This is a genomic window from Chryseobacterium sp. GP-SGM7 (genome assembly GCF_049166575.1).
Lineage (GTDB): Bacteria > Bacteroidota > Bacteroidia > Flavobacteriales > Weeksellaceae > Chryseobacterium.
In genome coordinates this window covers 1,047,462-1,070,854 of the sequence record NZ_JBMHFF010000001.1, presented here as the reverse complement: position 1 = coordinate 1,070,854, position 23,393 = coordinate 1,047,462, and the positions used below count along the sequence as shown (strand labels likewise).

At 34.0% G+C, this 23,393-nt stretch carries 21 protein-coding genes; 6 read left to right on the top strand and 15 right to left on the bottom strand.

The window, feature by feature from the left end; translation table 11 throughout:
• Window positions 1-97: 97 nt before the first annotated feature.
• The 4 genes from acs (at window position 98) to nhaA (ending at window position 6,077) form a co-directional block, all read left to right on the top strand.
• Complete coding sequence (acs, locus tag ACOOWA_RS04720) at window positions 98-2,008, top strand: acetate--CoA ligase (protein WP_421373590.1); 1,911 nt, start codon at window positions 98-100, stop codon at window positions 2,006-2,008.
• Between the two features lie 196 nt (window positions 2,009-2,204).
• Window positions 2,205-2,570, top strand: a complete 366-nt coding sequence (locus ACOOWA_RS04715; protein WP_421373588.1) for a hypothetical protein — start codon at window positions 2,205-2,207, stop codon at window positions 2,568-2,570.
• 119 nt (window positions 2,571-2,689) lie between these two features.
• Window positions 2,690-4,894, top strand: a complete 2,205-nt coding sequence (locus tag ACOOWA_RS04710) for a RelA/SpoT family protein (protein ID WP_421373586.1) — start codon at window positions 2,690-2,692, stop codon at window positions 4,892-4,894.
• Window positions 4,895-4,901: 7 nt separating this feature from the next.
• Window positions 4,902-6,077 (top strand): Na+/H+ antiporter NhaA, encoded by a 1,176-nt coding sequence (gene nhaA, locus ACOOWA_RS04705; protein WP_421373584.1) that lies wholly within the window; start codon window positions 4,902-4,904, stop codon window positions 6,075-6,077.
• Between the two features lie 178 nt (window positions 6,078-6,255).
• Here the strand turns inward: nhaA and ACOOWA_RS04700 are convergent, their stop codons facing one another.
• Together ACOOWA_RS04700 and ACOOWA_RS04695 are read right to left on the bottom strand one after the other, a co-directional pair.
• Window positions 6,256-6,453 (bottom strand): hypothetical protein, encoded by a 198-nt coding sequence (locus ACOOWA_RS04700; RefSeq protein ID WP_421373582.1) that lies wholly within the window; start codon window positions 6,451-6,453, stop codon window positions 6,256-6,258.
• Window positions 6,453-7,463 carry a YihY/virulence factor BrkB family protein gene (locus ACOOWA_RS04695; RefSeq protein ID WP_421373580.1) on the bottom strand — a complete coding sequence of 337 codons (1,011 nt, stop codon included), beginning with the start codon at window positions 7,461-7,463 and terminating at the stop codon, window positions 6,453-6,455. Before ACOOWA_RS04695 ends, ACOOWA_RS04700 begins: the two co-directional genes overlap by 1 nt.
• A gap of 31 nt (window positions 7,464-7,494) precedes the next feature.
• On the opposite strand from ACOOWA_RS04695, the gene ACOOWA_RS04690 reads away from it, so the two are divergent.
• Window positions 7,495-7,968, top strand: a complete 474-nt coding sequence (locus ACOOWA_RS04690; protein WP_421373577.1) for a 23S rRNA (pseudouridine(1915)-N(3))-methyltransferase RlmH — start codon at window positions 7,495-7,497, stop codon at window positions 7,966-7,968.
• Window positions 7,969-8,008: 40 nt separating this feature from the next.
• On the opposite strand, the gene ACOOWA_RS04685 is transcribed toward ACOOWA_RS04690, so the two are convergent.
• The 10 genes from ACOOWA_RS04685 to secD form a co-directional block, all read right to left on the bottom strand.
• Entirely contained in the window at window positions 8,009-9,493 is a 1,485-nt protein-coding gene (locus ACOOWA_RS04685; protein ID WP_421373574.1) for a hypothetical protein, read from the bottom strand.
• Between the two features lie 91 nt (window positions 9,494-9,584).
• On the bottom strand, window positions 9,585-10,046 hold the full coding sequence (locus ACOOWA_RS04680) for a tRNA (cytidine(34)-2'-O)-methyltransferase (RefSeq protein ID WP_421373572.1): 462 nt from the start codon (window positions 10,044-10,046) through the stop codon (window positions 9,585-9,587).
• 96 nt (window positions 10,047-10,142) lie between these two features.
• Window positions 10,143-10,958: a tetratricopeptide repeat protein gene (locus ACOOWA_RS04675; RefSeq protein ID WP_421373570.1), complete on the bottom strand. Its 816-nt coding sequence runs from the start codon at window positions 10,956-10,958 to the stop codon at window positions 10,143-10,145.
• Window positions 10,955-11,521 carry a phosphatase PAP2 family protein gene (locus ACOOWA_RS04670; RefSeq protein ID WP_421373568.1) on the bottom strand — a complete coding sequence of 189 codons (567 nt, stop codon included), beginning with the start codon at window positions 11,519-11,521 and terminating at the stop codon, window positions 10,955-10,957. Before ACOOWA_RS04670 ends, ACOOWA_RS04675 begins: the two co-directional genes overlap by 4 nt.
• A gap of 2 nt (window positions 11,522-11,523) precedes the next feature.
• On the bottom strand, window positions 11,524-11,862 hold the full coding sequence (locus ACOOWA_RS04665; RefSeq protein ID WP_421373566.1) for a Sec-independent protein translocase subunit TatA/TatB: 339 nt from the start codon (window positions 11,860-11,862) through the stop codon (window positions 11,524-11,526).
• A 71-nt stretch (window positions 11,863-11,933) separates the two neighbouring features.
• Window positions 11,934-12,581 (bottom strand): SCO family protein, encoded by a 648-nt coding sequence (locus ACOOWA_RS04660; protein ID WP_421373563.1) that lies wholly within the window; start codon window positions 12,579-12,581, stop codon window positions 11,934-11,936.
• Entirely contained in the window at window positions 12,553-13,050 is a 498-nt protein-coding gene (locus ACOOWA_RS04655; RefSeq protein WP_421373561.1) for a toxin-antitoxin system YwqK family antitoxin, read from the bottom strand. The genes ACOOWA_RS04660 and ACOOWA_RS04655 overlap by 29 nt, the downstream gene beginning before the upstream one ends.
• A 49-nt stretch (window positions 13,051-13,099) precedes the next feature.
• Entirely contained in the window at window positions 13,100-13,861 is a 762-nt protein-coding gene (locus ACOOWA_RS04650) for a YHYH protein (protein ID WP_421373559.1), read from the bottom strand.
• Between the two features lie 88 nt (window positions 13,862-13,949).
• The gene (locus ACOOWA_RS04645; RefSeq protein ID WP_421373557.1) at window positions 13,950-15,167 is read right to left on the bottom strand and encodes a TCR/Tet family MFS transporter; all 1,218 of its coding nucleotides are present in this window, start codon (window positions 15,165-15,167) and stop codon (window positions 13,950-13,952) included.
• A 171-nt stretch (window positions 15,168-15,338) separates the two neighbouring features.
• On the bottom strand, window positions 15,339-18,233 hold the full coding sequence (secD, locus tag ACOOWA_RS04640) for a protein translocase subunit SecD (protein WP_421373555.1): 2,895 nt from the start codon (window positions 18,231-18,233) through the stop codon (window positions 15,339-15,341).
• Between the two features lie 223 nt (window positions 18,234-18,456).
• Between secD and ACOOWA_RS04635 the strand changes: the two genes are divergently transcribed.
• On the top strand, window positions 18,457-19,821 hold the full coding sequence (locus tag ACOOWA_RS04635) for a PQQ-dependent sugar dehydrogenase (RefSeq protein WP_421373553.1): 1,365 nt from the start codon (window positions 18,457-18,459) through the stop codon (window positions 19,819-19,821).
• Between the two features lie 65 nt (window positions 19,822-19,886).
• Here ACOOWA_RS04635 and hemN read toward each other — a convergent pair whose 3' ends face one another.
• From hemN to ACOOWA_RS04620, 3 genes are all read right to left on the bottom strand, one after another.
• Entirely contained in the window at window positions 19,887-21,245 is a 1,359-nt protein-coding gene (gene hemN, locus ACOOWA_RS04630; protein WP_421373551.1) for an oxygen-independent coproporphyrinogen III oxidase, read from the bottom strand.
• A gap of 98 nt (window positions 21,246-21,343) precedes the next feature.
• A complete protein-coding gene (locus ACOOWA_RS04625) occupies window positions 21,344-22,255 on the bottom strand; it encodes a sialate O-acetylesterase (protein WP_421373549.1) in 912 nt (303 codons plus the stop codon).
• A 78-nt stretch (window positions 22,256-22,333) separates the two neighbouring features.
• On the bottom strand, window positions 22,334-23,365 hold the full coding sequence (locus ACOOWA_RS04620) for a WD40/YVTN/BNR-like repeat-containing protein (RefSeq protein ID WP_421373547.1): 1,032 nt from the start codon (window positions 23,363-23,365) through the stop codon (window positions 22,334-22,336).
• Window positions 23,366-23,393 lie beyond the last annotated feature (28 nt).

Genomic DNA, 23,393 nt, shown 5'->3' with positions numbered 1-23,393 from the left:
GTAAGATTATTACAAAAAACTTTGTGAACCTTGCATTAAAGATCAGCAATTTAAATCAAAACAAATAATAATTTAATAAATTCTAAAAATAAAAAGTATGAGAAATTACGTGATCGAAGATTTACCACACTACTTTGAAGAGTATAAAAAATCCATCAAAAACCCTAAAAAATTCTGGGACAAAGTTGCCGATCAGAATTTCGTCTGGTATCAAAGATGGAGTAAAGTGGTAAAATATGATATGAATGAGGCAAAAATCACATGGTTTAAAGATGCTAAATTAAATATCACAAAAAACTGTCTCGACAGACATTTATCGGTGCGAGGCGAAAAAACCGCAATTATCTGGGAACCCAACGATCCGAAAGAAGAAGCACAGCATATTTCTTACAACGAATTGTATGAAAGAGTCAACAAAACAGCCAATGTATTGAGGGAAATGGGCATAGAAAAAGGCGACAGAGTCTGCATCTATCTTCCGATGATTCCAGAATTGGCAGTTACAATGTTGGCCTGTGCAAAATTAGGAGCCGTTCATTCTGTTATTTTTGCAGGATTTTCGGCATCTGCAGTAGTTTCCAGAGTGAATGACTGTGGTGCAAAGCTCTTAATTACTTCAGACGGAAGTTACAGAGGAAATAAGGTTTTAGATCTAAAATCAATTATTGATGAAGCTTTAGAAAAATGTCCGACGGTAGAAAAAACTTTGGTGGTAAAAAGAACCCACAACGAAGTGAAAATGAAGAAAGGCAGAGATTTCTGGATGGAAGAACTTTACCAAAAAGCTTCTGCAGACTTCGTCACCATCATCATGGATGCTGAAGATCCTTTGTTTATTCTGTATACTTCAGGTTCTACAGGTAAACCGAAAGGGATGCTTCATACTTGCGCCGGTTACATGGTTTATTCGGCTTACACATTCAAAAATGTTTTTAATTATCAGGAAAACGATATTTATTGGTGTACTGCAGATATTGGCTGGATTACAGGGCATTCTTACATTCTTTACGGTCCGTTATTGAATGGAGCAACAACCGTAATTTTCGAAGGAGTTCCCACTTATCCTGAACCGGATAGATTTTGGGAAGTTATTGAAAAACATAAAGTGACCCAGTTTTATACAGCTCCGACTGCCATTCGATCTTTGGCTAAAGAAAGCGCAGAATGGGTGGATAAACATGATTTGAGTTCATTGAGAGTAATTGGATCTGTTGGAGAACCGATTAATGATGAAGCTTGGCATTGGTTTAACGATCATGTCGGAAGAAAAAAATGCCCGATTGTTGATACATGGTGGCAAACAGAAACGGGTGGAATTATGATCTCTCCTATTCCGTTTGTGACTCCCACAAAACCAACGTATGCAACGCTTCCTTTACCGGGAATTCAGCCTGTGTTGATGGATGATAAGCGTAACGAAATCACAGGAAATCAGGTGACAGGAAATCTTTGCATCCGTTTTCCATGGCCGGGAATTGCGAGAACGATTTGGGGCGATCATCAAAGATATAAAGAAACTTATTTCTCAGCATTTCCAGGGAAATATTTCACTGGTGACGGTGCTTTAAGAGATGAAGTAGGTTATTACAGAATTACAGGGCGTGTAGATGATGTGGTAATTGTTTCCGGACATAATTTGGGAACTGCTCCAATTGAAGACAGCATTAATGAACATCCAGCCGTTGCAGAATCTGCAATTGTAGGATTTCCACACGACATTAAAGGGAGTGCTTTGTATGGTTTTGTGATTTTAAAAGATTCAGGATCAGACAGAAAGCAGGAAAATTTAGTGAAAGAAATTAATCAGCTCATTTCAGATCAGATTGGCCCGATTGCTAAACTGGACAAAATTCAGTTCGTTTCCGGGCTTCCGAAAACCCGTTCAGGAAAGATTATGCGAAGAATTTTAAGAAAAATTGCAGAAGGCGACTTCTCAAATTTCGGCGATACTTCCACTCTGTTGAATCCTGAGATTGTGGAGGAAATTAAGAATGAGAGATTAAATTAAAACTATTCATTATTATCTTATAATTTTGAAACTCTGAGCTTAGGTTCAGAGTTTTTTATTAACCATAACAAACAATAGACAGTCTCTTAATTTTATATAAATAATTATAGATAAAATAAAATATTTATAATATTATTAAATTTTTACCAAATATTACTAAAATATTTCTATCTTTAGATAACCAAAACAAATTACTATGTCGAGCATTTTAGCAGGATTATTTGGAGCAAACAGCGATTACAAAAAACTCGAAAACGAAATTGAGAATTTAGGTTTTTTAGATTCTGAGTACATTGTATATCTTAGTGACGATCATCATAACTCCCAGTATTTGGCGAGTGTAGAAATAAAAAACAGAGATATGACCGATAAATTGAGGCACGTATTTTCTGAAAACCATGTACATAAAACTTACCTATTTGAAAACATGAGCATTGATCAGGCTTCCTACAGTAATCTGAAAAGATTGATTGATGCGAGAAGCAAAGCTGAAATTCACAGCAGTCCGGATGTTAAAATTAAAGTTCAACATGACGGAATGAACTCTGAAGTGAAAGCTTAAAAACTAAATAAAAACTTGTAACCGAATCCGCAGATTTTCTTTCTGCGGATTTTTTATTTTATCAACCGACAAATCATAAAAATTTTCGTATTTTCGTTTAAATAAAGCCTTTTACACAGATGAGTTACGACTTGGAACAAGAAAATAAAGAAATCTTAGCGAGGTATAAAGACCTGATTTCTAATACATACAGAACTTTGGATGAAGAAAATAATAAACTCATCCGAAAGGCTTTTGATATTGCTCTTGATGCACACAAAGACCAAAGAAGAAAGTCTGGTGAACCTTACATTTACCATCCTATCGCAGTGGCGAAAATTGTCGCTAAAGAAATTGGTTTAGGAGCAAATTCTATTGCCTGTGCGCTTTTGCATGATGTAATTGAAGATTCAGATTATACTTATGAAGATCTAAAAAAGATTTTTGGGGAAAGAATTGCAGGTATTGTGAACGGATTGACGAAGATTTCTATTATGAATCATCAGAACATTTCTGTACAGTCTGAAAATTACAGAAAATTATTACTGACGCTTTCCGAAGATTTCAGAGTGATTCTTATAAAAATTGCCGACCGACTTCATAACATGCGAACTTTGGACAGTATGGCACCCGATAAACAGAAAAAAATTGCTTCTGAAACGGTCTATATTTATGCTCCGATGGCTCACCGGTTGGGATTATACAATATAAAATCTGAGCTTGAAGATTTATCATTAAAGTATAATAATCCAGATGTTTACAATGAAATTACAGAAAAACTTGAATTAGCGAAAGATAACCGAATTCGTTATATTGACGAGTTTACAAAAGAAGTTTCTGAAAGACTGAAAGATGAAGGTTTAAATACGAGTATTAAAGGCCGTGCCAAAGCAATTTCTTCTATCTATAGAAAAATGCTGAAGCAGGGTGTTTCTTTTGAAGAGGTTTTTGATAATTATGCTATCCGAATTATCTATAAATCTGATGCAAAAAACGAGAAATTTCTTGCCTGGAAAATATATTCGATTGTAACGGATGTTTATCACAGTAATCCTTCAAGAATGCGCGACTGGATCACGCAACCCCGTTCTACAGGCTATGAAAGTTTACATTTAACAGTTCTAGGTCCCGACAAAAAATGGATTGAAGTACAGATCCGATCCGAAAGAATGGATGATATTGCCGAAAAAGGCGTTGCTGCCCATTACAAATACAAAGAAGGGTATAAACAGAGCAATGATGACAGAAATTTTGAAAAATGGGTAACCGAAATTCGGGATGTTCTCGAACAACAGCAAAACTTATCGACTTCTGAACTTTTAGATAATATTAAATTAAACCTTTATTCGAAAGAAGTTTTTGTATTTACTCCGAAAGGTGAAATTAAAATTCTGCCGACAAATTCAACGGCGCTTGACTTTGCGTTTTCTGTTCATACCGATCTGGGAATGAAATGCTTAGGTGCAAAAATCAACGGAAAATTAGTTCCCATCTCTTATATTCTTCAAAACGGAGATCAGGTAGATATTCTTTCTTCTCAAAACCAAAAACCAAAGTTTGACTGGCTTGATTTTGTGGCAACTTCAAAAGCAAAATCAAAAATTAAGAGTTACTTAAACTCAGAAAAAAACTCTTTTGTAGAAGAAGGAAAAGAGATCTTACAGAGAAAACTTCGTCATGCAAAAATCAATTTTAATGATGAGGAAATTAATAAATTACAGAAATTCTTCAATCTCAAAACTTCACAGGAATTATTTTTAAAATTCCAGACAAACGAGCTCGACGCGAGTAGTTTAAGAAAATACATTGAAAGTAAAAATGTGTTTAACAATCTACTTTCCAGGTTTAAAAGAAGTCCGAACAAAAATCAACATTACGAAGAGCCTAAAGAACAAAATCTGAATATGATTGTTTTCGGGAAAGATGAAGAAAAACTGAATTACAGCTATGCTAAATGTTGTACGGTGATTCCCGGCGATAAAATTTTCGGTTTTATTACAATTTCTGAGGGAATAAAAGTTCACAGTGACAATTGTCCGAATGCAATCAATCTTCGCGCACAATACGATTACCGTGTAATTCCTGCAAAGTGGGTAAATGAAGAAAGCTTCAAAAACCGTATCAAAATTGAGATTGAAGGCCTCGACAGAATGGGAATGATCAATGATATAACCACCGTTATCAGCGGCGCAATGGGAATGGATATGAAAAGTATGTCGATTGAGTCTAACAACGGTATTTTCACAGGAAATATTAATTTAGAAGTAAAACATAAAGGTCAGCTTGAAGAAACGTTTAAAAAATTAAAAGCAATAGACGGAGTTTCCAAAATTAAACGAATCTAAATTATAAATGAAACTTTCTATCTATTTTAAAAAGTTTTTTGAAAGTAGCCAGTCATCAGGAATTTTATTGATTTTATGTGTCGCTTTCGCTTTACTAATCGCTAATTCTTCTCTAGGAAATAGTTTTCAGCAATTTTTAGATTTTCAGCTAGGCTTCGAGAACTTACACCTGAAATATTCTGTCAGCACTTGGATTAACGATGGTTTGATGGCAGTTTTCTTTCTGTTGGTAGGATTGGAAATTAAAAGGGAACTTGTGGAAGGTGAGCTTTCGTCTTTTAAAAATGCTTCATTACCAATTTTTGCAGCAATTGGCGGAATGGTGATTCCTGCATTAATTTACAGCGCATTCAATTCACAAACAGATTACAGCAACGGTTGGGGAATTCCGATGGCAACAGATATTGCTTTTTCTTTGGCAATTATCTCCATGTTAGGAAAAAAAGTACCAGCTTCACTCAAAATTTTTCTTGCAGCTTTGGCAATTGTGGATGATTTAGGAGCAATTTTAGTGATTGCCATTTTTTATACCGAACAGATTCACTGGATGTATCTTTTACTATCTCTTGGAATTGTTGCGGTTTTAGTTCTCCTAAATTTTTTAAAAGTCAAAAAACTCATTTTCTATCTGATTCCGGGAATATTTTTATGGTATTTCCTGCATCATTCCGGGATTCACGCTACAATTGCGGGAGTTTTACTGGCATTTACAATACCAACCAATGAATCTGATACCATCATCTCACCACTAGAAAAACTCGAACATTCGCTGCATTTTCCTGTAAGCTTTTTAATTATGCCGATTTTTGCTTTAACGAATACCAATATTGCTTTTAGTAATAATATGACGGATGGATTGTTCAGCAGCTTAGGATTAGGAATTATCGGCGGTTTGGTATTCGGAAAACTGATTGGAATCAACCTTTTTTCTTTGATTGCTATTAAATTAAAAATCAGTTCGCTTCCCCAAAACAGTTCTTGGAATCAAATGATAGGAGTCGGACTTTTAGCCGGAATAGGCTTCACGATGTCGATTTTTATTGCCTTACTTTCTTTTAAAAATGAAATTGATTTTCAGGATGAAGCGAAATTTGCGATATTGATTGCCTCAGTGATTGCTGCAATTTCAGGATATCTGGTTTTGCATTTAAGTTCAAAAAATGAAGAATTAGAAGAAGATTAATTTCTTTTAACCGTCCAATTCCCTTTAGCACCTTTCATTTCCCAAGTCCCGGTTTTAGAATTAAGATTTCCGATAACGTAAAACCCGGAAGGTGCTTTTGTTTGAATTGAAAGACGCATTAATGAGTACTGTATAGTAAGTATAATTCGGTCATATTCAAAGCTTGATCTTGTAATTTTTACAGAACCTTTTTCGCTACATTAATAATCAATTCACCTGCAGAATCTCCGGTAAAGATACCTGTGTAATTTCCTCTGTATGGCGAAACATAGTTTTGTGCTTCTTTGTTTTTATCAATTTGATCAATCATTTCATCGGAGGATTGTAATCCGTTAAAAAGAGTAAAAAGTAAGGCAGCTTTTATAAAAATTTTCATTACTCAGTTTTTTTTTCATTAAATGGTCTTCTGTGATCTTCATCACTTTCAAGATTGTGTTCAGAAATTTCAGATTGATTTTCTGCCTCTTTTTCAATCTCATCTGAAAGTAATTTTTCAATTCTTAATTTTCTTAACGCCATATTTAATTCATTTCCGAAAAGTAAAAGGTAAACATTCACATTCACCCAGATCATCAAAAGAATCATACTTCCGATAGACCCGTATAAAACATTGTACCGGGCGACATTTTTTATGTATAAAGTAAAAAAATAAGTGGTAACAATAAATAAAATCGTTGTAAGAATCCCTCCCGGAATTGCCTGTCTGAAGCGGATAATTTTCACAGTTCCCAACCAGTAAAACATCGTTAAAAGCAGAAAAAAGAATACAGGAAAAGAAACAAAACCTATTATTTTTGATAAGTTTCTTACCAGCCATGAAAGATTATATCCCGGAGAAAAATCTTTTAAAACCACTTCAGCATAATATACTCCGAAAAGAGCCAGAAATATGATCGTTACAAAGCCAATAGTAATAAAAAATGACAATATAAATTCTTTAACATCAGGAAGTTTATCTTTGGAGTTTTCATTAAAGCCATTGATTAATGAAAATGTTCCGTTGGTTGCAAAAATTAACGCAATCAATATCGTTAAATTACTGATACCCTTCATGTTTGGAATAATATTATCTACTATATACCCACGTACGTCACCCTCAATATTTGAAGGGAAAATATTATGCATCAAAACCTCGAAAATATAAAATTGAAGCTTGTCATAATGCGGCATGTAAGGAATTACAGATAACAAAAACAAAAGAAAAGGGAAAAGACTTAATGTAAAACTCCACGAAATAGCGGCTGCTTTTTTTCCGATTTTACCTTTAAAAACTCCTGCAAAATAAATTTCAAAGAGTTGCCATAGTGATATTCCTAATAGAGGAATATGAATATTATCAAAGAAGTCTCGAATTTTCAGGATGAATTTAGGAGTTTTCAGATTCATAAAGTATATTTGCGCTCAGCAAATATAAGAAATGCGTATCAATTTAGTTTGTATCGGGAAGACAGATGACAAAGAAATTACTTCTTTGATCAGTTATTATCTCACCCGACTTCCAAAACACTGGAATTTTGAGATCACTGAAATTCCGGATGTAAAAAATGCCAAAAACCTTTCACCTGATCTTCTTAAAAAAGAGGAAGCAAAATTATTTTTAAATCAGATGGATAAAAATGATCTGGTCATTCTTCTTGATGAAAAAGGAAAACAGTTTACAAGCCGAGAATTTTCAGCGAAAATAGATTTCTGGATGAATTCTTCTGTGAAAAAAATTCATATTCTGATTGGTGGAGCTTATGGTTTTGCAGACGAAATTTACAGCAGAGCCAACGAAAAAATGTCATTATCTAAAATGACATTTACACACCAGATGATTCGTTTATTTATTATAGAACAAATTTATCGTGCAGATCAGATTCTTCAAGGGAAACCTTATCATAATGATTAAAATATATTTTAATTTAAAATATTGGTCTGTGTCAAAAAAATTATAAAGATAGATCAAATTGCTTTTCAAAAATTTTCATTTGTTCTTTGCTGTAATCGTGATCTCCTTTCATAACTTTAGGTTTTAGTTTTTTGATTGCTTCAACTGTATAATCGAAAAGCTCTTTATAATCAAATTGTTTTAATGTTTTTGCAGTATAAATTAAATAATTAGAATTTTCTTCTTTATCAATCCTCAGTTTTATAGCATCTTTAGCATTTAAAATTGCTTGTCTGTCATCAAGAAATTTTATGAAAAACTCCAAGTGTTGCAAAAAATCCAGCTCCAAAATATATTTGTTTACAATCTCTTGATACATTGGATTATTTAGGGTTTTCAAAAACTTGATATTCGCTTGATAAAGATTAGGTAATTCAACTTCTTCGTTATCAATATCACCTGCAGAAAATTCATTTATCTTATTTTTTTTAAATCCATTATATAAATAACTTGCAAGATCATTTTTATTGAGAATTTTTTTTGTGTAATTTTCAAATACATAATTATCCAGTACTCCATCATTTACCCAGGCTTCTTTTATGTAAGGATAATATAGTTCGCAATAATGATCAACAAATACTTCGTTTTTAGAATCATAAGTACTCCTACTCAAAGGCGAAATTAAAAAACTCCTTCTGGGATTACCAGAATTAAATATTTTTTCAACAAGTATCTTCGCATTTGGGCTACAAAATTCTGCAACAGTTCTCAGATAGTTTTGGTACGCAAAAAAATCTTCATCACCTGCAAATTTTTCAATAAACTGCTCTAGAAATGGAATAAATTTCTCATCAGGAAACTCCTGTATCGCAAAGAAGGATTTGTCGCCAAAACTTTTAATAAATTCTATATCTTCCTGTTTCTTAAATTTAGCTATATATGTAAGAAGGTAAGGGAAATTTTTATCTCTGACTAATTTTTTTATTGCATCATAATATTCTTTTTTCAAAGGAATGGCATACTGAATATTCGACAATAAATTTTCATTTAATGGTTCAGATGCAAAAATAAAATTTAACAGTTCATCTTTTAAAGCACTTTCTCTACTCTCATACGTTTTGGGATTTAATGTTAATCTTTCAAACAGTTCTCCATTATAAATGATAGATCCAACCTCCGGATCAAAATTTCTAATGGTGTGATTTTCTGTTAATATATCTTTTCTTGCAATGGTTGCTTTAAAAAGTTGAACAACAGTTGCTGTATCATTATCATCGAAAAATTTTTGAATGATTAATTGTCTGAAAGAAAAGGGAATTTCTTGTTTATAGTAACTTACTAAATCCGATTTATTCGCTTTTGAAAGAATTGACTTTTCTACTTTATATCTTAACAATACAGATTCATCAAAATTCTCTATCATTCTGGGATCACCTATCAAAGATAAAGAATCATACTTTTTTATTTCAAATTCGAGTTCTTTTTTTATTTGCGTAAAAGCGAAAAAAGGAAATAATAAGAATGTAAGAATAAAAGTTTTCATCATATTTTTCAACTAAGCCGTTTGAAAAGTTTTGTATTTTCCAAATTTACAAATCTAACGAATTTACAATGTCGTTGCTATAAAAATCAAATAGCTATTTTAATTTATTACAACCCATCTGTCTTTTGGCTTCACCAACAACAAAAGCCACAGAGTTGGCAATATTAAAACTTCTGATTAGTTTAGACATCGGAATCGTTAAATGATTTTCAAAATGATCTAACACTTCTTTACTCAAACCTTTACTCTCCTTCCCAAAAACCAACCAATCACCATCCTGAAAATCAGTTTCCAGGTAAGATTTTTCGGCATGTGAACTCATTAAAAAAACTCTTGACAGATCAGGAATTACTTTCATCCATTCATCTACATTTTCATATTCTGTAACGTCAAGATGAACCCAATAATCTAATCCCGAACGTTTCAAATTCTTATCATCAATTATAAATCCAAACGGGTGAATAAGATGTAATCTGCTTTCGGTTCCTACACAAAGTCTTCCGATATTTCCGGTATTGTTGGGGATTTCCGGTTCTACAAGAACGATATTTAACATGAATTTAATTTTTTCCTGAATATTTAAATAAAAATGCCATCTGTTACAATGACATTGATGAATCTTACGATTCTATTTTTCAATAAAATTTGCTTTCTACTTTTTTGCGCACTTTGCCTCAAACTCTGTCAGCAAAGTTTTTTCATGACCTAGTGCAATCGCTTTATCCAAACTTGCACAGGCTTCTTTATCTTTTGCAGTCTCAAATAAAACTGTTGCTTTTGTGACATAAGACTGAGAAAATTTAGGATCAATAGAAATCGCTTTATTAATGTCTGCTAAAGCTTCTTTTGATTTTTTCATTTTCAGATAAATATCGGCTCTGCCGTTGTATAATAAAGATTCTGGTTTTTCAGAAAGCATTTGATTATAATCTTTTAATGCACCTTCCAAATCACCGCTATTTTTTTTTAGGGTCGCTAAGCCGGTTCTTGCATAGATATTGTCCGGCGCAAAAGTTAAGATTTGCTTTAAATCTGCCATTGCCAAATCTTTCTTACCTAAATTATTGTAAATTTTAGAACGAATAAGATAAATTTCAGGATTTTCTGGCTCTAATTTCACTCCGGTATTTGCATATTCTAAAGCTTTAGCACGATTTCCTTTCTGATTGTGTAATGCTGCAAGATTTTCGTAAACAGCAATAGATGTAGGATTAGATTTTAAAGCCGATTCATAAGATTTAAAAGCTGCGGCTGTTTTACCCAGCCTTTTCTGTGCAGTTCCTAAACTAATGTAATATTCAGACTGATATTTCTGAATATGCTCCGATAATACCAATTTTGAATATTGCTCTTCAGCACATTTGTAATCTGCTTTTTTGAAACATTCTTCTGCCGTTTTTTTATTCTGAGCAGACAAAAAGCTGAATGATGTAAAGGCTAAACTAAGAATGAGTAAATGTTTTTTCATAAATTTATGGTTTGTTTGTTAATCACTTTTTTTGCGAGTACAACAAAAAGCCCTCCCAATAAAGTTCCAACAAACGCCCCCACCAAAATATCTATCGGGAAATGTACTCCTAAATATATACGGCTGTAAGATACAACTGCAGCCCAGACAAATATAGCATAAGGAAACCATTTAATTTTATCTTTCAATAAAAAAGTAAGGTAACTTGCTAAAAAAAAGACATTTGAAGCATGGGCAGAATAAAACCCAAACGAGCCGCCACAATTTACAATACGCATCGATCCGTAAATTGTAGGATCATGACATGGTCTTAATCTGGCAACACCATACTTGAAAATTCCCGAAATCTGGTCTGAAACCGTAATTCCTATGGCAACAAACAACAGAATGTAGAGCAGAGATTTTAATTTAAAATTTTTATAAAGAAAGTACAGAAAAATCACGTAAAGCGGAATCCAGATCCATTTTTCTGAGATCATCGTCCAAAACGGATCAAAGGCAGTATCGCCTAAATTGTTGAGATAAAGAAAAAGATTTTTATCTTCCTGAATAATTTCCTCCATGATTATCGGCTTACCGGTCCTTCGTAAGTCTCATCATCTGCAGGTTTTACTTTTGGAGCTTCCTGTGCGTTTGATGATTCTTCTTTAAGAATATTTTCTTCGATATTTTTCATAGGATTAAAATCTTTGGCAGCATCTTTTACTTTTTCAATCTCACGTTTTATTTCAGAAACAGGATTGTCTGTTTCTTTCATAATTTCCGATTTGATATCGTCTACTGCTCCACGCATTTTTCTCACTCCTGCTCCAAGATCACGAGCAATTTGTGGCAGTTTATCCGGACCAAACAAAACTACAATTGCAATGGCAATAAGTGCCATTTCTCCAATGCTTAATTCCATGATGCTAAATTACAAAAGATATACGAATCTTAATGATCAAATATTTATATTTAATAAAATATTAAGTTTTATTATTCATCATTTTTCAAAACCTGAATATCTTTAATAAGCTGTTGAATATCAGTTTGCAGTGTTCCGTTGTAAATTCCTCTTATTTTTTTGTTTTGATCTGCTAAAATTATATGTTCTGTATGAAGAAAATTGGTGCTGTCTTTCGTAAAACCAATATCTTCCTCGGCAAAGTATGATTTTCTTGCCAGTTTGTAAATCTGATTTTTATTTCCTGTTAAAAAATACCAGTTAGGATTGTTTATTTTATTTGATTTTTTAAAATCTTTAAGCTTTTGCGGAGTGTCAATTTCCGGAGTAACAGAGAAAGAGAGCAAAACAACGTCTGAATCTTTTTCATATTTTTTGCTTAAAATATCAAGATTTTTAATCATTACCGGACAAATACTTCCGCAAGATGTAAAAATAAAACTGGCAATATGTATTTTATGATTGATGAGTTGATCGGTTACCGCTTTATTATCCTGATCGGTAAATGAAAACGAACCTATTGTATGTGTAATTTCTTTTTCAGCTTCTTTTTCAGACAAAAAATGCGGGCTAAAATCGGGAGTGTTGTAATAGGGTAAAGAACTTTCTTTGTTACCAGTACAAGAAAATATCATAAATAAAGCCCAAAAACTACTTCTGAAAAATACTGTCTGTAACATTCACACAATTTTTAGTTCCTAATAACCCATATCGGATTCCGTTTTTCATTACATAATTTGACCTAACCTTACCGTTGTCGTAAAATTGTTTCTGACTTCCATCTTCATGCCCAAGTTTGTAATGCATTGCTTTGATCAGCTGTCCTCTTTCATTCCATTCTTTAAACTCACCATTGTTTTCACCCTTCAAAAAAGAACAAGCCAATTTTGGCTTTCCATTTTCCCACCATTGCTTTAACGTTTTTACCTTCGTTCCGTTATTAAAAAAGCGTTGTTCCATGAGCTTTCCATTCAGAAAAAATCTTTTCCATTGAGAATGTTCTTTTCCGTTTTTGAAACCCATTATTTCAGCAGTATCTTTCGTATTCGGATAAAATGAATAGATAATTCCGGAAAATGGTTTGTTATCATTTACTACTAAACCATTCCTGTTTTCCAAATGAAGTTCGTTGAAATTATAAGATTTCAATTTCTCATTATCGTTTGAGCGACAACTTAAAAAAAGAAATAATATGGAATTAATTGCTAACAGTTCCCGCAGTTCCATAAAATCCATTTCCGTTTATATAAGGATCTGTGCTTGTAATATGATAGTGATATATTCCGCCCGGATAATCTGTCGTAGCTGCTGTATGACCATGATAAGCATCCAGAGAAGCACTCGCCACTGCAGAACCGTTTTCTTCAGGCCCGTAAACAGGGAAACCGTCTAAAAGAAAACCCAGAAGCGCTGATTTTGAAGCTTTTACAGTTGTGAGATATTTGGGTTCTACATGATAATGATAGTCACCTCCCGGAGCAGGATGTCCCCACCATTGATCAAAAGAAGCAATCTCTCCGGAAAGAGGTTGATTAGGACCTGCATACTGATTGAAAAAAGGAACTCCATTGAGTGAAACCCCAATCGGGCCTAAAGGTGTTGCCGCATGAACAGAAGCCATCACAGGATTGATAGGAATTTTAAATGTATAATTTTTTGTTGAAATCGAGTTTGGATTTTTAGAAAATGTATAACCACCAAAGGTCGTTCCTGAAAAATTTTCATACAAACTGTTGCTCGTTGCGTAATAAATACTTTTATGATCTGGTGTTCCTGTTGTTTTTATATAAACATAAGTACCATCTGAAGTGATACTTGAAGCACCGTAAATCTTTTTGTAAATATCGGGGACTGATGAACCGTTGGTAATTTGTTCTACAGTTTCTGTTTCATCGCTGCTTTTACAACCAAAAATACTGATCAAAGCCAAGCAGCATAGTGCTAATTTTAATATTTTCATACATTTATGTTATTTACCTCAAATATACAAAAATATTATAATGAAAATTTATTTTTATTATAAATTCAACAAAGCATTGGGATTTTAGTTACGATTTTCTTTTCTGAAAGGCGTAATAGGTGATTATCACGCTAATTGAAATCATAATAAATGCCAAAAAGAAAGGAGCGCCAGGAAATCTAAAGCTACTACTTTTTTCACTGAAGTGATAAAATAAATATGTCATCAAAGGTGGACCAATACAGGAAGTGATGCTCATTAATCCCGTAAGAGCACCTTGAAGCTCGCCTTGTTCATTGGATGCAACTCCTTTACTGATGACAGATTGCAGAGAAGGGCCGCAAATTCCGCCCAAACAATAAGGAATTAAGATAACAAACATCATCCAACCTTCTGTTGCGAATGAGAAAAGCAACATTCCGATTGCATATAAAATCAAACCAATATAAATACTTTTATACTCTCCCAATTTCGGAGTTGTCCAACGAATTAAAACACCTTGAACAAATGCCACCAAAATGCCGACAACTCCCAACGATATACCCACCATCAATTCGTCCCACTTAAATTCGCTCATTGTAAAATAATTCCAGTTGGTCTGTACAGCGTGACTTGCCACATAAACCAAGAAAAGAGTAACAACCAATCCGGAAAGTTCGGGATGTTTTAAAAGAAATTTAAATGATCCAACCGGGTTTGCCCGTTTCCACTCAAATTCACGTCTTTTATCTTTATCTAAACTTTCAGGAAGAATAAAATACCCGTAAAGACAATTGAGTAAACATAATCCAGCTGCCGCATAAAAAGGAACTCTGGGACCGAAATGCCCTAATCCGCCACCTAAAAGAGGGCCAATAATAAATCCGAGGCCAAAAGCTGCGCCAATCATTCCGAAATTTTTTGCACGGTCTTCATCTGTCGAAATATCTGCGATGTAAGCACTTGCCGTTGTAAAACTTGCACCCGTAATTCCGGCGATAACTCTTCCAACAAATAAAAGTGCAATACTCGGTGCTAAAGCAAGAAATATATAGTCAATAGTGAAGCCAAAAAGTGATATTAAAATAATAGGTCTTCTGCCGTATTTATCACTTAAATTTCCGACAATGGGAGAAAAAACAAATTGTGTAAATGCATAGGCAAAGGCGAGCCAACCACCATATTTCGCAGCTTCGTTTACACTTCCGTGAATGAGTTGTTCAATCAATTTAGGAATCACCGGAATGATAATCCCTAGACCGATAACATCTATTAAAAGTGTTACAAATATAAAGCCTATGGCTGCTTTCTTTTTTGAATTTTCCATTTCGGTGCAAAAATAGGAAAATAGAAAAATATAATCGTTCTAAATTGTTGTTAGTTGTTAGTTGTTAGTTGTTGGTTGTTGGTTAACAAAATTAAAAGATGAATTTTAAACATACAAAAAGAGCCTTTCGTTTGAAAGGCTCTTTTTGTATTTAATATAATGTAGTCTAAATTATTTTGAAGCAAGAACTTCTTTGTTTTCAGAAGATTTACCGTGTACACCTTCTTCTTTTCCTGTTTTAAGGAAGTCGTATGCGATTGCTGATGCAATAAAGATCGATGAATAAGCACCGAAACCGATACCAATTAACAATGCAAACATAAATCCTCTCAAGTTGTCTCCACCAAAAATAAAGATTGCAAGAATTACCAGTAACGTTGTTAAAGTCGTGTTGAATGTTCTACCCAAAGTACTTGAAATGGCATCATCAAACAATCCAGATAATGTGAAAGCTTTTTTCTCTCTCAAATATTCTCTAATTCTATCGAAGATAATTACCGTATCATTGATTGAGTAACCCAATACAGTAAGAATTGCCGCAATAAAATCCTGATTGATCTCCATGTTGAAAGGCATTATTTTATGAAGCAATGAATAGGCTCCTAAAATAATGATCGCATCATGGAATAGTGCTGCAACAGCACCAAGAGAGAACTGCCACTTTCTAAATCTTACCAAAATATAAATAAAGATTCCCGCTAATGCTGCAACTACTGCAAAAATACCGTGAGTCTGAATATCGTCTGCAACCGTAGGTCCTACTTTTTCTGAAGAGATAATTCCAGCATGTGCTGTATCTGCAGACTTGAATTCTTCTAAAGTAATATTTGACGGTAAGTTTGGTTTCAGACCTTCAAATAATTTCTGCTCGATAGTCTGGTCGGCTTTTAAAGATTCATCATCAATAAGGTAATCTGTAGAAATTTTCAGTTGTTTGTCATTTCCGAAAGTTTTAGCTTCTACAGAAGAGTTTTTACCATCTTCAGTAGTGAACATTTTCACAAGATTATGTTCTACATCTTCAGCATTTACCTCTTTATCAAATCTCACAACATAATTTCTACCTCCTGTAAAGTCGATACCATATTTAAATCCGTTTATGAAAATTGAACCGAGAGAAATAACCGTTAGGATAGCAGAAATAATGTAAGAATATTTTCTTTTTCCGATAAAATCGATCCAGGTATTTCTGAAAAGGTTTTTCGTTGGAGGCGTCCAAACAGAAAGTCCTTTACCTTTATTTAATCTGTGGAAGATCATTACTCTCGAAAGTAAAATCGAAGTAAATAATGTCATTACAGCACCGATCAATAAAGTTAATGCGAAACCTTTTATAGGTCCTGTTCCGAAGAAATACAACACGATAGCCGTAAGAATCATCGTTAAGTGACCATCTATAATTGCATTTAATGCATGTTTGAAACCGTCTTTATAAGCTTCAAGAATACCTTTACCTGCAAATAATTCTTCTTTTGTTCTTTCGTAAATAATTACATTGGTATCTACCGCCATCGCCATCGATAGTACGATACCTGCGATACCGGGAAGAGTCAAAGTAAAGTCTCCGGAATCCATAATTCCGAAAATATAGAATAAGTTGATAATCATTGCGATTACAGCGTAAACTCCCGCTCCACCGTAATAGAAAATAATATAAGCAATAATAATTAAAAATGCAATAGCAAATGAAATAACTCCGGCATCAATAGATTCCTGGCCTAATGACGGACCAACTTGTGTAGCCTGAACCACTTTTGCACCTGCAGGTAATTTACCCGCTCCTAAAACGTCTACCAGTTCTTTAGCTTCTTCCTGAGAGAAGTTACCAGAGATCTGAGTTCTACCGTTAGGAATTACACCCATTACATTAGGTGCTGTATAAACTCTATTATCCAAAGTTACAGCAACTGGTCTGTTTACGTTTTTCTCCGTAAGGGTTTTCCAGTCTTTCGCACCTTTAGAATCCATTTGCATGTCTACTACAACTCTGCTAAGTTCGTCATAGCCGATACTTGCTGTTTCCACAGCACCATCTACAGGAGCTTTTTGGTTGATATTACCTTTTATAGCATATAACACTAAACTTTTTTCATCTGAAGATTCCGGCTTATACCCCCACATAAACTGGGTATATTTAATGTTTGCAGGACGAAGAGACTGAGCAATTTTACTGTTAAGAATTTTATTTACAGTAGCAGTATCCGTCAGTTTTACGCTTGCAACACCGTTTGTTTTCAATTTATCAAGCTGAATAAGGTTCATGAAGTTTACATTCTTCTTCACTCCCATAGAATCACCTTTAGCTGAAACCGTAGCTGTTAAAGTCTGGAAATAAGGAATCACTTCCGGAACCTGCTGTACTTCCCAAAACTGAAGTTTTGCAGAAGTCTGAAGCATTTTCTTCACCTTATCGATATCTTTCATTCCAGGCATTTCCACAGAAATTCTGGCAGTACCAGGAACTCTCTGAACGTTTGGCTGCACAGCACCCATTTTGTCAATTCTGGTTCTGATAACTTCGAAAGCAGTACCTACAGAAAGATCGATTCTTTTCTTTACGATGCTTTTTACCTGCTCATCGGTGGTATTGAATTTAATTTCAGAAAGATTGGTATTTCCGAAAATTTCAGGATCTGCAAGTTTAAGATTTGCACCTTTTGCTTTGTTTACGGCATCAAACTCAACAAAAAAATTGTCGATATAAGATTTTGTAGAGCTTTTCTGAACCTCATCAGTTTTGTTTAAAGCCTCGATAAGAATCGGATTGGTAGAATAATTGGTTAAATCATTCACCAAATCTCTCTGATTGATTTCTAGAAGAACATTGATCCCCCCTTTAAGGTCAAGACCCAATTTCATTTCTTTATCTTTCGATTTAGCATAAGAAAGCTCTGTAAAACCAAGATTTAAAGTTTCATCTTTTAATCTCTGGATCTCTTTCTCGTTTCCGTTCGCAGCTTCGATTTGCGATTCAATCTTGCTTGCGTACCAGGTTGGTAATAGCTCGTTTAAGCAAATTAACCCTAGTACAATAGCAACAATTGTAATAAGTCCTTTTCCTTGCATTTTATTATAACTACGTTAAATTAAGTCGGCAAATATAATGATTTTATTGATATTTTATGAATTTTTAAGAACAGAAATGGTTTATTTCCAGATATATTGACGCTTATTTTTCCGGATTAAATTTTTATTTAATCATTATATTTCAAATTTCTTAGATTTATACAAACTCTGTTGGTATGAAATTTTCATTTCAAATTTACAACACCTTTAATTTCAAAATATTATGAAAAAACTACTATTTTCTTTAGGTATCTTTTCTTCTATGATTTTTTACTCGCAAAATTTTAATCTTGAAGAATTTGCAACGGGATTGACAAGTCCTGTAGAAATCACCAACGCCAATGACAGCCGTCTTTTCGTTGTTCAACAGAATGGAATTATTAAAATCATTCAGTCAAACGGTACTGTAAACGCAGCCGATTTTCTAAATATAAGTACTAAAGTTTTATTTGGCGGTGAAAGAGGTCTTCTGGGTCTCGCTTTTCACCCTCAATATGCTACAAACGGCTACTTTTTTGTGTATTACAACAATACATCAGGAAATATTGTTGTGGCAAGATATAGCGTGAGTACAACCAATGCGAACGTGGCTGATCCTAATTCAGAAAAAATTATTTTAAATATTCCTAAACCATTTGATAACCACAACGGCGGAAGTATTCATTTTGCACCTGACGGAAATTTATGGATCGTAACCGGCGATGGCGGAAGTGGCGGTGATCCCAATAATAATTCTCAGAATAAAAATTCTTTGCTTGGAAAAATGTTGAGAATCGATATTAATTCTACTGGTCCTTATAATATTCCTGCAGGAAATCCATTCATTGGTGTTGACGGAGCGGACGAAGTCTGGTCTTACGGATTAAGAAACGCCTGGAAATTTTCTTTTGACCTTACCACAGGAAACGCAATGATTGCTGATGTAGGACAAGGAGCAATTGAAGAAATCAACAGAATGCCGATCACTCAGGCAGGAATCAATTACGGCTGGAGATGCTATGAGGGAAACAGTACCTACAATACATCCGGCTGCGCAGCTTCTACAACAATGACTTTTCCTGTAGCTGTTTATGATCATTCTGGCGGAAAATGTTCAATTACGGGAGGATACGTTTACAGGGGAACGCAATATCCTAGCTTGCTGGGAAAATACTTTTTCGCAGATTATTGCTCCACCCAAATTGGTATGATGGAATCTAATAATTCTATTACATGGAGTACAGCTTATTCAGGGAATAATTTTTCGACTTTTGGTGAAGACAACCAGAAAAATCTTTATGTTGCAGCTGTAAACAACGGTAAAATCTATAAAATTACAACAACTAATCTTGGAGTCCAGGATAATAATCTATTCAGCGAAATCAGAATATATCCGAATCCCGCTCATGAAAGAGTTTTTGTACAGGGGTTAAAAGATAACCAAAGTACTGCCGAAATCATAAGTACCGAAGGTAAAAAAGTTTTAGAGGAAACGAAATTCGACAGCGAAAACAGCATCAATATTACAGGAATTACTCCGGGAGTTTATTACATCAATATTAAATCGGGAGATTTGAAATCTTACAGCCAGAAATTAATTATAAAGTAGCAAATAGCAAATAGCAAATAGCAAATAGCAAAAATAAAGCGATTCAGATCTGAATCGCTTTATTTTTATATTGTCATCGAAAAAATCCTCGTTTCAGGCTTATTTCTCAGCATTCTGAGATCGAAAACCATGGCTACATTTCTTGTGAACGCTCTCCCCTTTTCAGTGATTGTAATTTGATTATTATTAATTTCAACCAATTCATCTTTTTCCATTTCCGAAAGCATATTAAAGGCATTTTCAAGCTCAGGAATTGCCTCTTTATTTTCAAAAGTTGTTTCAAGCTGACACATTAAATTCAAAATATGTCTTCTGATTGATAAATCTTCACCATTCAAAATATGACCTCTGAAAACAGGAATTTCACCCGTTTCAACAATTTTCTGATATTCTTCGACCGTCTTTACATTCTGCGCAAATGCATACCATGAATCTGAAATAGAAGACATTCCTAAACCAACCATCAACTGTGTATTACTTGAAGTATAACCCATAAAATTTCTGTGAAGCTTTTTATGAATTAAAGATTGGTACAAATCATCGTGTTCCAATGAAAAATGATCCATTCCGACTTCGATATACCCTAAATCCTGCAACAATTTTTTTCCGTCTTCATACAAACGGCGTTTTTCTTCACCGCTTGGCAAATCATTCTCATCAAAACCACGCTGCCCTACTCCCTTCACCCACGGAACGTGAGCGTAGGAATAAAATGCCAGTCGATCCGGTTTTAATTCTAATGTTTTTCTGATGGTATGTTCCATTGCTTCCCAGGTCTGATGCGGAAGTCCAAAAACCAAATCATGACTGATTCCTTTATAACCAATTTCACGAGCCCATTCTGTAACTCTCTGTACGTTCTCGAACGGCTGAATTCTGTTGATGGCTTTCTGAACTTTTAAATCGTAATCCTGAACCCCAAAACTCGCTCTTCGAAAACCTAAATCATATAAAGTCTGAAGATGCTCTCTCGTTGTATTATTCGGATGGCCTTCAAAAGAAAATTCGGGATGTTCAGCAATTTCGACGGTATCAAAGATTCCCTGCAGTAAAGTTTTTAAATTTTGCGGAGAAAAAAACGTCGGAGTTCCGCCACCTAAATGCAGTTCCTTTAATTTTGGCTTTTCATTGAATAACTGAAGGTAAAGCATCCATTCTTTCAAAACACTTTCCAGATAAGGAATTTCTACGCTGTGCTGTTTCGTTATCCGTTTATGACATGCACAAAATGTACACAAAGCCTCACAAAAAGGAAGGTGAATGTAAATTGAAATTCCTTCCGCAGAATTGCTTTCATCAAAAGATTTTATCACACTTGATTTCCATTTTTCCGGAGAAAAGGTAGATTCATCCCAATACGGAACAGTGGGATATGAAGTATAACGCGGACCGGGAATATTATATTTATCGATTAACGAATTCATTGTATACTTTAAATTTTTCTAAATAAAATGGAATTCTACAAAAGAATTTCATCCTGCAAAATTAATCATTAGTTCCGAATTAAAGATTATGAAATATATTAGTCTTTCTTTTCGAAATTTATAATGAGTCTAAATACTTCATCTGCAAACTGTTTTCCTAAATCGAGGTAACCAGCACTGTCATAATGCCATGGATCATTTCCGTAATTGTATTTTTGTGTAGCACGAACAATTGCCGAATTTTTATCATCCCGTACAAATTTTTCCTGAGCATATTGCACCAACTCTCCCATCGGCCATACTTTTCCTTTTTCATTTTTTCCTGAGTCTGAAATTTTCCCGATGACAACCGGTAAATCGTCCGTTAAAACCGAAGCCCGCATCTGATTCATCAATGTTTTCAGATGACCATAATATTCGTTTGCAATGTCTTCATTATAACTGGCATCACCTTCTCCCTGCATCCAAAGGATTCCCGACATCAAAAGCTCGTCGGTTTTCCCATTTCCGTCGATGTCTTTTTCGCTTAAAGCATTTTTTACGGTTTTCAGGAAATTATCGTATTGATTAATCCCGTTTTTACCATTAAAATCCGCATCCCAGCAACCGAAATTTGATGCCGCTAAACTGTCAATTGAAGTTCCCTCTCTTGCATATTTTATCAGTGCAATTTTATCATTCGGAAATAATTCTTTTATTCTTTTAGCAAAAGTCATTTCCAAACCAAAGCGGTCTGAAGGTGAATTTATTTTTCCATTCGTCTTAAAACCGGTTCCGTTTCCTGGTTTCAATAAATCCCATTTTCCGATTCCGCCGCTCAAATCTCCGTCGGGAACAGAATTTCCCTGAAAAATATAAACATCTTTAAAAGTTCTGGAATCATTCGGAAGATCTTTATTATACCCAAAACCGTTCATGTTTGACTGTCCCGCCAAAATAAACACCCTTATTTTCTGAGTATAGAATAATGTTGGTATTAATAAAAGGAAGAGTATTTTTAGATTTTTCATTCCGGAATTTTGATCAAAGATAATTTGTTGAAGGTATAATTTCATTCAATTTACAAAGATAAATTCTATGTCTGGAATTTAAAATTTTAATTTCATCACAGAAATTTTATCTTTTCCTGCGAAAACCACGGAGTCTTTATCAACCCATTTACAAACATAAAATCCTTTTTCATCTGAAATTTTCTTCCAGGTTTTTCCAAAATCTGAAGAATAACTGATGTGTTGATCACCAACTGCAACCATTTCTTTCCCTTTAGAATCGGGTTTTATTTTCACGCAGGTCATGTAACCTGCATTTTTTCCTGAAGCCTGAATTTGCCAAGTTTCACCACCGTCGTTAGTCGTTGCAATATTATTGATATTGGCTTCCTGTTTCGTGTAATCTCCACCGACTGCGACGCCGAATTTTTCATCTGCAAAATCAATCGAATAGATCCCCTGTGAAGATTCTCCTTGGATAAAAGGTGTAGAAAAAACTTCCCATGATAAATCTCTCATTTTAAAAATTCTTGATGCTTTTCCACCCGTTGCAATCCAGACTGTTTTATTGTAAGAACTAATGTTTGTATTGCTTGCTGCAAATGCTGCTTCGCCTTTATTTAATTTTATTCTGTCATGATTTGTAAAACCAGTGTGAAAAAAATCATATATTTTTTTCTCAGGAAGTAAAACTGCGATTTTTAAATTAAGATTTTCCTCGGGATCACTGAAACTGAGCCCGTATTTGCCATCCATAAAATGTAAAGCATCATAAAAAGCTGTTTTAACAGTATCAGTAAAGACAATTTCATAACTCAGTTTTTCTTTATCAATCTTAAAAAAATAAGCCGGACTTTCAATGTTAATCGCATAAAAAGATTTTTTGTCTTGGGCTAAAGTTCGAAACTGTAATTTCTTTTCAGACAATCTAATTTGCTTCTGATTCTTTGTATTTTTTAAATCTACATAACCAAATTTTGAATCAGTTCCGCTGTACCAGACTTTATTGTCATACAATTCAATTGCTCGAATGTTTATTTTATCATTTAAAACATTTTCAAAACTCACAATTTGCTGAGAAAATGCAATTAAGCTTAAAAATGAAAATAAAAAGGGTAAAATCTTTTTCATATCAACAAAAATAAAAAATCCACAGAAA